This window comes from Ruegeria sp. CH6, assembly GCF_056537005.1.
In genome coordinates this window covers 18458-32522 of the sequence record NZ_JBQFQS010000021.1, presented here as the reverse complement: position 1 = coordinate 32522, position 14065 = coordinate 18458, and the positions used below count along the sequence as shown (strand labels likewise).

Here is a 14065-nt window from a genome sequence, read left to right as displayed (position 1 = left end):
CCGCTACCGTCCGCTTTCACGCGAACCTTCACATTATAGTCAATCACGCGTTTGACAGGCACGAGTACCTTCATTTCTGCGCTTGCTCCTTTGGTTAACTTGGCACTGTGTGTGCCAGAGAGAGTCGCTTGGATACCTTTTCATACCAAGCTGTTAGCTGCGGGCGTTCGGGGCGCCAGTCCCCGATAGGCTTGCGAAAATCGAGATAGCCCAACGCGCAGGCCAGACCGATACATGCTGCATCAAACTGTGGCTCCAGTTCGTCTGATACATGTGTCTCAAACCAGTCGAGAGAACGGTTGATCTTATCCGCCTGCCCATCGATCCAGGCTTTTGATACCTGATCCTCTGGGCGGATACGCCGCTCGTAGACGCAAAGCAGTGCCGCTTCTATGACGCCTTCGGCAAGGCTTTCGATGGTCAGCCGGTCAAATTCGGTATCATCCTTGGCGTAAAGCGAAGTGTTCGCTTTCAGGCTGTCGACAAAGCGCAGAATTGCGCGGCTGTCATAGACCACACGGCCATCGGGGCGTTGCAAGCATGGCAATTTACCCAGCGGGTTATGCGCGGCAAGCTCGGCGTTGGTGTCGATCGGAGAGGTTGTAACTTCGACCTCTTCAACAAGGTCTTCGACACCTTTTTCAAGTATCGCCACCCTGACTTTGCGCGCAAAGGGAGAGGCCGGGGAAAAGTACAATCGGTTCATGAAAAGGTTTCCTGATTGACCATGGTTGATGCTGACAGGATGCTATCCAGTTTTTCCTCAGGTACCAGCCCGCTTTCGACAGTTACGTCACGGATTGATTTGCCGGTCTCCAAAGCTTGTTTGGCAAGGCGCGCGGCAGCGTCATATCCGAGATATGGTGCCAGAGCAGTCGCCAGGATCAGACTGTTGTCGAGCAGTGCCGCACAGCGATCAGCATCCGCCTTGATCCCCAGTACGCATTTTTCCGTTAGGACATTTATGCTGTTGGTCAGAATCGTAAGCGAATTGAGCAGGTTGTAGGTCACCACCGGCTCCATCGCGTTCAGTTGCAACTGCCCTGCCTCAGCTGCCATTGTGACGGTCAGATCATTGCCAATCACCTGATAACAAACCTGATTGACCACCTCCGGTATTACCGGGTTCACCTTTCCCGGCATAATCGAAGATCCTGCCTGTACTGCAGGAAGAGTAAATTCGCCCAGGCCTGCGCGCGGACCAGAAGACAGTAGGCGCAAGTCGTTGCAGATTTTGGACAGTTTTACGGCCACCCGCTTCAGGATTCCCGAAAACGTGACGAAACCGCCCAGATCCGATGAGGCTTCGATAAGATCGCTGGCCTGCCTGAGATCGAAACCCGAAATCCTTGCCAGATGAGAGATTGCGCGTGCGTCATAACCCGCTTCGGAATTGACCTTGGTACCAATGGCCGTGCCGCCCAGATTCACTTCTTTCAAAAGGCGCCCGATTTCTTTGATGCGATCTAAGTCTTCTCCGACAGTGACAGCAAAAGCTCTGAACTCGGCACCCAGCGTCATCGGCACGGCATCCTGCAATTGCGTGCGACCAACTTTGGCGATGTTCGCGAATGCCTGAGCGCGTTCTTCAAAGGCGGCCTGAAGACCCGATAGTGCCGAACAGAGCGGTCCCACCTGAAAGAGAACGGCCAATCGGACAGCGGTCGGATAGACATCGTTTGTCGACTGGCCGTGATTCACGTCGTCATTGGGATGTAGCTGAAAATAGGTTCCGGGCGGGTGGCCCAGTTTCTTGAGAGCAAGATTCGCAATAACCTCATTCGCGTTCATGTTGGTCGAGGTTCCGGCACCGCCCTGAATCATGTCCACGACAAAATGCTCGTGATGCTGTCCCTCGATGATTTCATCGCAAACATTGACGATGGCGCGGGCTTTGGCACTGGTTATCCCGCCCAGTTCCCCATTTGCTTGTGCCGCAGCGCTTTTGACCATCGCCAGCGAGATGACAAGATTTGGAAATTGCGACAGCGGGACGCCCGTTATTGGAAAATTTCGGCGGGCCCGCTCGGTCTGAATACCGAACAGGCAATTGAAGGGTAGGTCTATGTCGCCAATTGAGTCCGTTTCGGTTCGGTACTGGGGCATTGGTCCAGCCTCTGGTCAAAGATGACTTTCGGATGAGGCTTACTAGAGGGGCAGGGCGATCTAAAGTCGGTCTTTCCTTTGTACTGATTAGGACAGAACGAACCCAAACAGAGACCAGGTGCTACGGTTCACAAATAAATCATTGAATCGTGTTGGTCCGATGGCGCGATATTCTGAAAAATCGTTTTACAACAATTTGTTAGCTAAATGATTAGGCTAAACCTAATGTTTAGTGAGGAACTCAGTAATTCAGAGGGCCTCTCCAGCGCGATATAACCGGTTGAAACTTCGCGATGCTGAGGGAGGCGCACTTGTCTAGCAAGGAACAAATCGCGATTGACGTGCGGGATGCGGTAAAACGCTATGGCGACTTCACAGCGCTCAAGACAATCTCTCTGTCAATCATGGACAACGAGTTTTTCACCCTTTTGGGGCCATCGGGCTGTGGCAAGACCACATTGCTTAGGATGATTGCCGGGTTTGAGGATGTGACCGAAGGGGCGATCTTTCTGTTTGGTGACGAAATCGAAAACCTTCCACCGAACAAGCGCCCGGTGAATACAGTTTTCCAGAACTACGCCTTGTTCCCGCACATGACGATTCTGGACAACGTGGCCTTTGGTCTTGAGATGCGTGGAAGTTCGAAATCCGATGCCAGAACACGAGCAGGGGAAATGCTGGAACTGGTTCAGCTAAGCCAGTTTTCAGCTCGTAAACCTAGCCAGTTGTCGGGTGGTCAGCAGCAACGTGTCGCATTGGCCCGCGCACTAGCGCCGAAACCCAAGGTTCTGTTGCTGGATGAGCCGTTGTCAGCACTGGATCTCAAGTTGCGTAAGGCGATGCAACTGGAACTAAAGCACTTGCAGCGCGAAACCGGGATCACCTTTATTTTCGTTACCCATGATCAGGAAGAAGCCCTGACCATGTCCGACCGTATCGCGGTCATGTCCGCTGGTGAGTTGCAGCAGTTGGGCGCGCCGACAGATATCTATGAACGTCCACGCAATATGTTCGTGGCCGATTTCATCGGTGAAACAAACCTTCTGGAGGTATCGGTTGACGGTATCGAGAATGGCCGCGCAACCTGCCATCTGGGTGGTGGGCACGAGTTGACCTGCGATCAGGTGGACGGTGTCGGTGTCGGCTCGAAGGTACACATGTCGATCCGACCCGAGCGTCTGTACATGTCTGATCAGCCGGTCGAAAGCGAAAGCCTGAAGGGGCGCGTCAAGGACAACATCTTTGTTGGCACGGACATCACCACGATCGTGGATTTGCAGGACGGCCCCGATTTCGTGGTCCGTACCTCGAACTCTGACCGTGGCAACAAACGCATCTTTGAACCGGGCACCGAAATGTTCGTCAACATGGAGCTGGGGGCTGCGCGCCTCTTGTTGGACTGATGGCAGCAGGTGCAGCAAGCGGTGGCAGCGCCACCACCGACACTTACAAAGAGGCCCGGACCTGGCTGTTGTTACCCGCCTGGGTCACGCTGAGCATACTGGTTCTGGCTCCGGTCGTGATGATGCTGATCTATTCGTTCCTGACCAAAGAGTTCAGGGGCGGTGTGATCTGGGAATTCAGCCTTGCGGCCTATGACCAGTTCTTCTTCGATCGTGGTCTGTTCGGAGACGAACCTCCCAAGATCGAATGGACCTATATCACCATCTTCTGGCGGTCTATCTGGCAGGCGGGTGCGGCAACACTTCTGAGCCTTGTGATCGGATTTCCAACTGCGTATTTCATCGCCACACGATCGGAAAACATGCGCCCGATCTGGGTGTTCCTGATCACTATTCCCTACTGGGTGAACCTGCTGATCCGGACGGTTTCGATGAAGTTCCTGTTGCGGGATCAGGGGCCACTTAATGACTTCTTGATCAGTATTGGCCTGATCGATAGCCCGCTGCATATCGTCAACACGAATTTCGCCGTGCAGCTTGGCTTGTTCTATTCCTATCTGCCCTTCATGGTTCTGCCGATCTATGCAGCGGTCGAGCGCTACAACTTTGCTTTGTCCGAGGCAGCTGCAGATCTTTATGCATCGAAATGGACCACCCTGCGGCGTATCCTGCTACCTGCCGTCAAACCGGGCGTCATCGCGGGCTGTATTCTGGTGTTCGTTCCTTCAATGGGTTCGTTCCTGGCACCTGACCTGTTGGGTGGCGCCAAGAACTTCATGATCGGATCGCTGATCGAAGAGCAGTTCAAAGGCAACGCGGGCAACTGGCCGTTCGGAGCCGCCGCTTCAATGATCCTGCTGACAATGGTTCTGGTCCTGCTGATGCTCTTCGCCCGGCAACAGGCTAAAGCTGAAAAGGCGGAGGGTTAAGCCATGACGAATTCAACTTTCGACATCAAATCCTATCGCGGTTTCAAAGCCATCACGCTGCTTTGCCTGATCGTTCTCTACGCACCACTTGTCGTTGTAACGATCTACAGTTTCAACTCATCGCAGTCTCTGACGAACTGGGAAGGGCTGTCGCTGCGTTGGTATGCGGATGTCTTCACCGGTCCTGAAAGCGACAAGTTCAAGCAGGCTGCCAAAAACAGCTTCATCATCGCAATCGTGGCGGCCACGGTATCCACCACGATCGCAACACTGGCAGCGACCGGTATGGTCCGCGGTGGTAGGTTCAAGCTGCGCACTGTGTCATTTGGCCTGATCAGCCTTCCACTGATGGTTCCGGAAATCGTAACCGCCGTCGCCACACTGATCTTCTTTAACTCGATCGGGTTTGATCGTGGGATCATGACGATCTTGTTGGCCCACATCGCCTTTTGCATCCCGTTTGCCTATCTGCCGATTTCGGCCCGGATGCAGGGGATCGAAGACAGTTACGAACAGGCGGCACAGGATTTGTACGCCACCAAACGGCAGGCGTTCACCAAGATTCTGCTGCCGCTGATGATGCCCGGCATCATCTCGGGGTTCCTGCTCGCTTTCATTGTGAGTTTGGATGATTTCATCATCACCAACTTCGTGAAAGGTGCCGGTGTCGAAACCCTGCCCACGGCGATCTTTGGCTCGGTCAAACAGGGGATCAAACCCAATATCATGGCGATTTCGACCATGCTGCTGGGCGTGTCCATCATCATGGTCACGATCAGCTACTTCGTCAGCAAAACTGACAACACCAAATAAAACCAACAGATGGAGAGAACAATGAAATCCTTCATGAAAACCAGCGTCGCGGCATTTGCTTTGACAGTTGGTGCTAATGCCGCCGCAGCCGAAGGCGAACTGGTTCTGTATCACTGGTTCGAATACATGCCGCAGGAGGTGCTGGACAAGTTCACCGAGGAGACCGGTATCGAAGTGACAATGGACACGTTCGACTCGAACGAGTCGATGCTGGCGTCACTCAAGGCGGGTGGCATCGGAACCTATGACCTTTCGGTACCCGGAGACTACATGGTGTCGATCATGGCCAACGAAGGAATGCTGGACACGATCGAAGACGGTGAGTTGAAGAACAAAGGCAATATTGAGCCTGAATGGGCTGATCCCAGCTTTGATCCAGGCCGCAAACACTCGATCCCGTACCAGTGGGGCTCTACCAGCTTTGCCGTAAACCGTGACGTCTATTCCGGTGATATTCAGACCACGGATATCCTGTTCAACCCTCCGGAAGAGCTGCAGGGCCGTATCAACATGCTGGATGCGCAGGGCGAGATCATGGTGATGGCATCGCTGCATCTGGGTATTCCGCAATGTTCCAGCGATCGCGAACAGCTCAAGGCGCTGAATGCTTTGCTGCAGGATGCCAAACAGCATTGGACCTCATTCAACTCGGACACAGCGAAAGAAGTTCTTGTGTCGGGTGATGCGGCCGTAGGCCAGATCTATGATGGTTTCTCGGCCAAGGCCCGCGAAGAAGGCGCCAATGTCGAATATGCCTTCCCGACCCAGGGATATGTCGCCTGGATGGACAACGTTGTTCTGCTGAAAGATGCCCCGAACCGCGAAAATGCCCTGAAATTCATGGACTTCCTGCTGGAGCCGGAAAACATCGCCGCCGTGACCAACTTTGCCCAGTACAATGCAGGTGTGAAGGGCGTGTCCGATTTTCTTGATCCAAATCTAGCGTCGCAACCCGAAAAGAACCCGCATGACAATGTCGGGCCCGGCGTGTTCATCGAGGTCTGTTCGGAAGAAGTTCAGGCGGTTTATGACCAGATCTGGACCAACCTGAAAAAGTAAATACTCCCCGTGCGTTCAGCACTCCTGAACCGGGCAGCCTCGCTGCCCGGTTTTTCACTCCGACCGCGCTCCGACGTGGTTCAGAAGCAGCAGAAAAAGCTCACGCTCGGTGGTGATGTCGAGCTTGCGGTAAATGCTCTTACGATGATTTTTTACTGTACCAACCGCTATGCCCAGCTGTTCAGCAATTGAGGTAGAGGGAAATCCTCGGAGAGCTAGATAACAGATCGAAACCTCCCTTTGCGTCAGTTGGTCGGCAAACAGGCTATCGACAACTTCGGACAACACCAGAGAAGACGATGCCAGAGGGCGCTCTATAATAAACGTGATGCGCCCGTTGGGTGCAGGCGGGAATTCGGCCACGAGTTTTTCCGAGATGACATGGGCGTTCCCAACGATCAGCGGTTGCCCCGGTCTCCCTTCACGCGCCTGAGCAACGGCGTCTGACAAGGCAGACGTTTGTCCGGCTAGCTTGCGCCAGCTTGCGCTGGCAAAACACTGTCTGCCATGGCTGTCATCAATTGCGAAAGCATCTGCTTCGGGAAAACCAGTATAGTGTGAGTTTCCTTCTGCCAGCGCGCCCAAGATCAGCCGTTGGTTCAGATCATGCAGTGCCAGGATGGTCGGGTGCAGGGCGCGCAGCGTACGCAACTCGTCTTCAGTGAATGGTGATCCTCTGAGAAAGAAATAGTTGTCTACTGCACCGCCAATCTTGGGGCAGAGCACAGCGATTTCATCAGCCATGCCGGTCTTGGGTTGAAAGCGCAGAACATAGTCTCGCGCGCTCTCACCGAACTGACCCTCAGACATATTCAACTCGGCAAGGCTCAGAACACCATTCACGTCGAGTTCGCGCCAATGATGAAAGAACGGATCAAAGCGATAGGCACCCGCTAGGTAATAGTCGATCTCTTCCTCGGGCACATGATTTCGAACAAGATAGTGCGGCAACGCGTGGCGAGAATATTGCAGCACACCGCGTTTCTCGGCCCCAAGGAACTTTGCAATCGCCTCACATAATGCTGCCTGAAATGGCTCTGCACCGCAGCTTTCTATGGCTCGAGAAAGCTCGGGCAGGGGTGTTGTTGCAGGTAGATCCGATATTGTTCGTGCCATCTTCAACTTTGGATATGTCCCTTTAGGGACACTAGGCTCCCTGCAGGTTTTCTTTAGATTTCAGGCAATCATATTGCCAGCCCGACAAATGACCAAGCAGGGTCCAGGGCTGTGCTGCTGCAAGCCAGGGAGGCCAGCCATGTCCAGAGATCCGCGCTACGACATATTGTTTGAACCGGTCAAAATAGGCCCGGTCACGACAAAGAACCGGTTCTATCAGGTCCCGCATTGCTCCGGCACATCAGACAACGCACCGGATGCCAATACGCGCATGCGTGAGATGAAGGCTGAAGGTGGTTGGGGTGTCGTGTGTACTGAGATTGCCGAGATCGGGAACACCACCGAGTTCTGGCCCTTTCCTTCACTGCACCTTTGGAACGACGCTGACATCAAGCGCATTTCACGCATGCCCGAAGCGGTGCACCGCCATGGTGCATTGGCAGGGGTCGAGCTGGGCCATGTCGGTTTGGCGGCGGGCAATCGGGCCTCGCGTACGCCGCCGCTGGGGCCTACATCACGCCTGACCCTGGAATCGGTCGAGCCATTTCAATCAAAGATGATGGACAAGCAGGACATCAGAACCGTACGCGAACAGCATATTGCCGCTGCCGTTCGGGCGCAGAAGGCTGGTTTCGATATCGTCTACGCCTATGCCGGCCACGGTTTGTCGATCTTCAGTCAGTTCCTGCAGCCTAGCTACAATACCCGCACCGATGAATATGGGGGTAGTTTGGAAAATCGGGCGCGACTGCTGCGTGAAGTACTTGAGGGGATGAAGGACGCCATTGGCGATAGCTGTGCGGTTGCCTTCAGGTTCGGAGTAAACGAAATCGATGGTGACCTGATGCAGGGCCAGGAACTGATCGAGATGCTGAAGGATATCCCCGATCTCTGGGATGTGAACATTTCCGACTGGCCAGAAGACAGCCAGACTTCACGGTTCTCGAAAGAAGGGTTTCAGGAACAGCAGATTGCCTTTGTTAAAGGTGTGGTCGACAAGCCGGTTGTCAGCGTGGGTCGCTTTACCTCGCCCGACACGATGCTCAGCCAGGTGCGGCGCGGGGTACTGGATCTGGTTGGCGCGGCGCGCCCGTCGATCGCCGATCCGTTTATCCCAACCAAGATTGATCAGGGCCGGGTTGACGACATCCGCGAATGTATTGGCTGCAATATCTGCGCGTCGGGCGAGATGTCTTATGCGCCAATGCGCTGCACCCAGAACCCGACCATAATGGACGAATATCGGCGTGGTTGGCATCCCGAGAAGGTACCGGCGAAAGGTTCGGACGATACGATCCTAATCGTGGGCGGCGGGCCGGCAGGCTTGGAATGCGCCAATATCCTTTCCAAGCGTGGATACGAAGTAACCGTAGCCGATGCGCGAGAGGAACTGGGTGGCCGTGTCAAACGCGAGGCAGGTCTGCCGGGCCTGTCAGAGTGGATCAGGGTTGCGGATTACCGTCTTTATGCGCTGCAGCAACTTGGCAACGTAAACCTCTACACGGATTCACCGCTTGCAGCTGGTGACATCATGGAGTTTGGGCTGGAGCATGTCGTGATCGCCACCGGCGCCACATGGCGCAGGGATGGTGTAGGCCGGTTCAACGTGACCCCAGTGTTGAGGGGTGACGAGGTGAACGTGCTGACCCCGGACGACATTCTGGACGGGGCCGAAGTCAAAGGTCCGGTGGTCATCTATGACGAGGACGGCGCCTATCTGGGCAATGTGCTCGCCGAAAAGCTGGTCAAGGATGGGCACGAGGTCAGCTATGTAATCCCGGCTGCTGAGGTGGCTCCCTATCTGGCACTGACGATGGAACAACACAAAGTCATCGCCCGACTGATGGAGCTGGGCGTACGCATCGTACGTCTGAAAACGCTCAAGAATGTGCATGAAGACCGCATCGAATTCGCCTGCGTTCATGGTGGTCAGGGGTTGGAACTGCCAATGGGAACGGCGGTTGTATTGACGTCAAAAACACCCAATGATGAACTGTATCAGGATCTGTTGGAGCGTGAGGCCGACTGGGCCGAAGCGGGCATCAAATCGGTCAGTCGGATCGGTGATTGCGAAGCCCCTTCGATTATCGCCGCTGCCGTTCACGCAGGTCACCGTTGGGCCCGGGAACTGGATAATTCGGAGAGTTTGAGGGCCTCAGCCTATCTGCCGATGCCTTTGGCATACGAAAGGAAGACATCATGACTACCCCAATTCGACTGCTGGCAGAGGGCCACCCTGAAACCGGCTTTGGTCCATCTGCACTTGTGGCTGAAGGCGATTTTACTTCAGCGGACAAGTCCGAAACCATCAGCAGCTTTTTCGAGAGTAAGGATGAGAAGATTTCAGTCGGTGTGTGGGAATGCGCACCCTGCCGGGAGGAAATCGAAGCCTATCCGGTAGATGAAATGATGACTGTGATATCAGGTTCGGTCACATTGACCAGTTCTGACGGGGCAGAGCAGACCTTTACCTCCGGAGATACTTTTTTCATTCCCAAGGGCACGCCCTGCACCTGGGAAATCACGCAGACTTTGCGCAAGTTCTATATGATTGCGGCTTAAAGGGGTTGCAGCGCGGATCAGTTCGCGCTGCGCACATTCCGCCAGATTGCCAATACGGCGATCAGTAGAAACATCACTTCGATCACGATCGCACCCAGGTTCGGGCGATAGATCAAGGACACCATCACCAAGGCGCCACCCACGATATTGCAGGCGTTAAACAGCACCTTGTCAGCGGGCAGTATGCCGCGAGTTGCCAGATAATAGGCGCATACGATGATGATTGAACCTATCAAGCCTATCCCATCGGCCAGTACAAAATCCTGCAACATTTCCAAAGTCATCTACAGGCTCAGATCTTCGAGAATGCGATCCATCATCGCGTCACAGGCGGTCAATTGTGCAAGCTCGAGATACTCATCTGGTTTGTGCCCCTGACCCTCCATCGAGCCCGGGCCGCAAACAATGGTTGGAATACCCAATTCGCTGAAGAAACCGGCCTCGGTTCCGAAGGCGACTTTGGTCGTAGCGTTGCTTTGCGCGAGCTTTTGGGCATAGGCAATAACAGCCTCGGTTTCCGCAACCTCCAGCCCTGGATATGCATTGTACTGCTCGACCTCGACACGGGCCTCGGCAAAGCGGGGACGGTAGGATGCACTTACCCGCTCGGCCGCTGCCTGGATCTGGTCGAGTATGTCTTTTCCGCGATCAGAAGCCAGATGCCGGTACTCAAAGGTCAACTCGGCCCTGTCGGGAACGATATTAAGCGCTTTGCCGCCTGACAGCATTCCAACATGTAATGTGGTGTAGGGCACTGAATAGGCCGGATCGGTGTTGCTGTTTGTCTCAAACGCCTTTTGCAAGCTGCGCAGTTCGGACACAAAATCTGTCGCCAAATGCAGTGCGTTCACAAAGTTGGGGGCCAGTGCGGAATGGCCGTTCTGGCCATGACATATCGCCCGCAACGCAGCCTTGCCTTTATGACCTATCGCGACCTGCATCTCGGTCGGTTCACCCACGAAACAGGCGCGCGGTTGTCCAAGCATCGGAGCCAGGCGTTCCAGCATTTGCTGAATACCGACGCAGCCAACCTCCTCGTCATACGACAGAACAATCTTGAGCGGTTCTCGCAGATTTGACGCTTTTGCCCGATCAGCCAGAGACAAGACCGAGGCGACGTAGCCCTTCATGTCCGTAGTCCCACGCCCGTAGACACGATTACCTTCTCGCGTTAGGCGGAAGGGATCTTTGGTCCAGCTTTGCCCTTCGACCGGCACAACGTCTGTATGGGCTGAAAGCAGAACCCCATCGCCATCGGGCCCTTTTTCTGCATAGAGACCTGTCTTGTCGCCGGATGGATCGGTTATACGATGCACGGCAAAACCACGTTGTTCGAGATAGTCCTCGACAAAAGCGGCCAGCTCGAGGTTCGAGTTTTTACTGACAGTGTCAAACGCTATTAGCTTGTCGAGCAGATCTAAAGTTGTCGTCATGTGATTGAGGCCAGTTTGAACCTAATTGTTGCTCTTCTCCATCCGCTTCGGGGCAAACAGAGTAATTTAATACAGAGTGCTTTGGCACAATTCTGGGTTTCCAGTCTAAAGCCTCTGTCAGATTCATAAAACTGGATTACCCAAACTACTGATTAGGAAAAATCGAACTGCAATGCGTGCTGATCAACTGGCAGAAGTGGTTTGCAGAAAGGGTAAATTTCCTGCTTCGACCGTGGTTTTGCAATGGTCTATGAATGCTGCCATGGTGTTGGTTTCATTTTCGATCCGTGCCTTGAGCAACCCGAATTTCATTGGCCTCAGATCGCCGGTCAATGGTACGAAAATCAGCTTTTTTCCATCCGGGGACAAGTTGTTCAGCGGTCGGACGTTGGCAATTGAGAACCCATATCCGTTTGCGACCAGACTGCGCATGACCGACATATCGCTGGTGCGTTCGGCCACATTGGGTTTGATATCCGCCTGACGGAAGAAAGACAGGAAATAGTCGCTGCTATAGGGCAGATCCAAGAGCACCATTGGCGAGTCTTTCAGATCACTTATGGAAAGCGTTTCTCGCTGCGCGAACGGGTGCCCTTCATACAAGACGACGTAAGGTGGCAGATCAAGCAATGGCAGAAATTTGAGATCTGCGGGAATATCAAGATCGTAAGTCAGTGCGATATCAAGCTCTGCGCGGCGCAGTTGACTGAAGATATCCGCCTGATTGAGCTCGCGCTGTTCGATACGAACATCGGGATACAGTTCTTCAAAACCACGACGAAGCCCGGGTAGGACGATCTGTGCAAAGGTAACCAGACAGCCGACTGACAGGATGCCCTGAACTTTGCCGGTTATATCACCGGCGAGTGTCGACAGAAGCTCCACTTCGCGCAGCACAAACTCGGTTCTTTCTAGGAATTTGTGACCGGCTTTGGTCAGCGACAGGCCCCGGGCGTGTTCGCGAACAAACAGATCCAGACCAAATTCGGCCTCCAATTGGTTTATCGCCGCCGAAATCGACGGCGACGAAACATTGAGGACTTCGCTTGCGGCCGAGATGCTGCCAGCCTTTCCCACAGCCACGAAATATTCAAGTTGGCGCAGAGTGTATCTGAAAGGCAAGGCCGTATCCCTGAAGTTCGAGGATCAAGCCTTGTACTTGATCCAAGTTGTTTTCAAAGCAGTATACTTCTCAAGGGAATGCAATGACAAATCCCGTCCAAAGCCAGACTGTTTCATGCCGCCAAACGGGGTCTGAGCGGACAACGCATCTACTGTGTTTACCGATACCGTGCCGACCATCAGCTTATCCGAGACCCGGCAGGCCCGGCTTAGGTTGTCGGTCCAGACAGACGCTGCCAGCCCGTAGATCGAGTCGTTGGCCATTGCAACAGCTTCGTCTTCGCTGTCGAAGGATATAACCGACAGGACAGGACCAAAAATCTCATCGCGCGCCAACGGATTGTCGTGGCTCACATCATCAAAGATCGTGGGTGCAATGAAACAGCCTTTTCCATCTACGGTGACCCGTTCACCGCCAGCAACAAGGTTTGCGGTTTTCTTGCCTTCCTCGACAAAGCGCATGATGCCTTGTGTTTGCTTTTCATCCACGATAGCACCCATCTTTGAGGCCGGATCCAGCGGATCACCGGGCTGCATGGCCTGCGCGCGTGCAATCATCTTCTCGACAAACACGTCCTTGATCGAGCGCTCGACATAAAGACGCGAATTGGCCGAACAAACCTCACCCTGATTGAAGAAAATGCCAAAGGCCGCCATGTCGGCCGCAGCGTCCAGATCCTCGCAATCAGCGAAGATCAGGTTCGGGCTTTTACCGCCGGTTTCAGGCCAGACCTGTTTCAGGTTGGATTGGCCAGAGTATTGCATGAACATCTTGCCGATTGCGGTCGATCCGGTGAAGGCAAGACAATCCACATCCATATGCAGACCCAGCGCTTTGCCTGCGGTGACGCCAAATCCGGGCACCACGTTGAATACACCATCAGGCACACCGGCTTCGGCAGCCAGCTCCGCTAGACGCAGCGCGGACAAAGGTGACTGTTCGGCGGGTTTCAATACAACCGAGTTTCCGGCTGCCAGTGCTGCGGCGCCTTTCCAGGTCGCCATATCCAGGGGAAAATTCCACGGCGTGACAGCGCCGACCACCCCTAAAGGTACACGCGACACAAGGGCCAGATCACCGGGACCGGTCGGGGCAACTTCGTCATAGATCTTGTCGATTGCTTCAGCATACCACTGAAAGAAATGCGCAGACCCCGGCGCGTCGATGGTCACCGCATCGGTCACCAGCTTACCCATGTCCAGACTATCAAGCAGGGCCATCTCTTCGAGGTTTGAACGGATCAGATCGGCGAGCTTGAGCAAAATGGTCTTACGATCGCCCGGTGCCATGCGCGACCAGCGGCCATCTTCAAAAGCCTTGCGCCCTGCCGCCACGGCCCGATTTATGTCTTCTGCGTCGCCCTCGGCGACCTGCGCCAGGACTTCGCCGTTTGCAGGGTTTATGCTGTCGAAAGTCTTACCGGATGCGGCGTCGACAAATTTACCGTCGATAAATGCCTGCCCGCGGATTGAGAGGTTGGCCGCGCGGGCTTTCCAGTCTTCGTGCGTATTGTCCAACATG

13 protein-coding genes are annotated in these 14065 nt (G+C 54.3%); 6 read left to right on the top strand and 7 right to left on the bottom strand.

Annotation, left to right across the window (positions count from 1 at the left end; all coding sequences use genetic code 11):
- Positions 1-94: 94 nt before the first annotated feature.
- A complete protein-coding gene (locus ACR0CW_RS21935; RefSeq protein ID WP_480789425.1) occupies positions 95-706 on the bottom strand; it encodes a glutathione S-transferase family protein in 612 nt (203 codons plus the stop codon).
- Complete coding sequence (locus ACR0CW_RS21930) at positions 703-2106, bottom strand: aspartate ammonia-lyase (protein ID WP_480789424.1); 1404 nt, start codon at positions 2104-2106, stop codon at positions 703-705. Before ACR0CW_RS21930 ends, ACR0CW_RS21935 begins: the two co-directional genes overlap by 4 nt.
- Before the next feature lie 293 nt (positions 2107-2399).
- On the opposite strand from ACR0CW_RS21930, the gene ACR0CW_RS21925 reads away from it, so the two are divergent.
- From ACR0CW_RS21925 to ACR0CW_RS21910, 4 genes are read left to right on the top strand one after another with little or no spacing between them, the layout of a single operon-like run.
- On the top strand, positions 2400-3509 hold the full coding sequence (locus ACR0CW_RS21925; protein WP_480744995.1) for an ABC transporter ATP-binding protein: 1110 nt from the start codon (positions 2400-2402) through the stop codon (positions 3507-3509).
- A complete protein-coding gene (locus ACR0CW_RS21920; RefSeq protein ID WP_480789423.1) occupies positions 3509-4438 on the top strand; it encodes an ABC transporter permease in 930 nt (309 codons plus the stop codon). The genes ACR0CW_RS21925 and ACR0CW_RS21920 overlap by 1 nt, the downstream gene beginning before the upstream one ends.
- A 3-nt stretch (positions 4439-4441) precedes the next feature.
- On the top strand, positions 4442-5251 hold the full coding sequence (locus ACR0CW_RS21915; RefSeq protein ID WP_480789422.1) for an ABC transporter permease: 810 nt from the start codon (positions 4442-4444) through the stop codon (positions 5249-5251).
- 21 nt (positions 5252-5272) lie between these two features.
- A complete protein-coding gene (locus ACR0CW_RS21910; RefSeq protein ID WP_170337202.1) occupies positions 5273-6310 on the top strand; it encodes an extracellular solute-binding protein in 1038 nt (345 codons plus the stop codon).
- Positions 6311-6364: 54 nt separating this feature from the next.
- Here the strand turns inward: ACR0CW_RS21910 and ACR0CW_RS21905 are convergent, their stop codons facing one another.
- Positions 6365-7426, bottom strand: coding sequence for a helix-turn-helix transcriptional regulator (locus tag ACR0CW_RS21905; RefSeq protein ID WP_480789421.1), 1062 nt, complete (start codon positions 7424-7426; stop codon positions 6365-6367).
- Positions 7427-7565: 139 nt separating this feature from the next.
- Between ACR0CW_RS21905 and ACR0CW_RS21900 the strand changes: the two genes are divergently transcribed.
- Both ACR0CW_RS21900 and ACR0CW_RS21895 read left to right on the top strand, forming a co-directional pair.
- On the top strand, positions 7566-9629 hold the full coding sequence (locus tag ACR0CW_RS21900) for an oxidoreductase (RefSeq protein ID WP_480789420.1): 2064 nt from the start codon (positions 7566-7568) through the stop codon (positions 9627-9629).
- Entirely contained in the window at positions 9626-9988 is a 363-nt protein-coding gene (locus tag ACR0CW_RS21895; protein ID WP_480789419.1) for a cupin domain-containing protein, read from the top strand. The genes ACR0CW_RS21900 and ACR0CW_RS21895 overlap by 4 nt, the downstream gene beginning before the upstream one ends.
- A 17-nt stretch (positions 9989-10005) precedes the next feature.
- Here ACR0CW_RS21895 and ACR0CW_RS21890 read toward each other — a convergent pair whose 3' ends face one another.
- From ACR0CW_RS21890 to ACR0CW_RS21875, 4 genes are all read right to left on the bottom strand, one after another.
- The gene (locus tag ACR0CW_RS21890; RefSeq protein ID WP_155139334.1) at positions 10006-10272 is read right to left on the bottom strand and encodes a CBU_0592 family membrane protein; all 267 of its coding nucleotides are present in this window, start codon (positions 10270-10272) and stop codon (positions 10006-10008) included.
- Complete coding sequence (argE, locus tag ACR0CW_RS21885) at positions 10273-11421, bottom strand: acetylornithine deacetylase (protein ID WP_480789418.1); 1149 nt, start codon at positions 11419-11421, stop codon at positions 10273-10275.
- A gap of 183 nt (positions 11422-11604) precedes the next feature.
- Positions 11605-12543, bottom strand: a complete 939-nt coding sequence (locus ACR0CW_RS21880) for a LysR family transcriptional regulator (RefSeq protein ID WP_480744979.1) — start codon at positions 12541-12543, stop codon at positions 11605-11607.
- Between the two features lie 24 nt (positions 12544-12567).
- Positions 12568-14064: an aldehyde dehydrogenase gene (locus tag ACR0CW_RS21875; protein WP_480789417.1), complete on the bottom strand. Its 1497-nt coding sequence runs from the start codon at positions 14062-14064 to the stop codon at positions 12568-12570.
- Between the last annotated feature and the right edge of the window lies 1 nt (position 14065).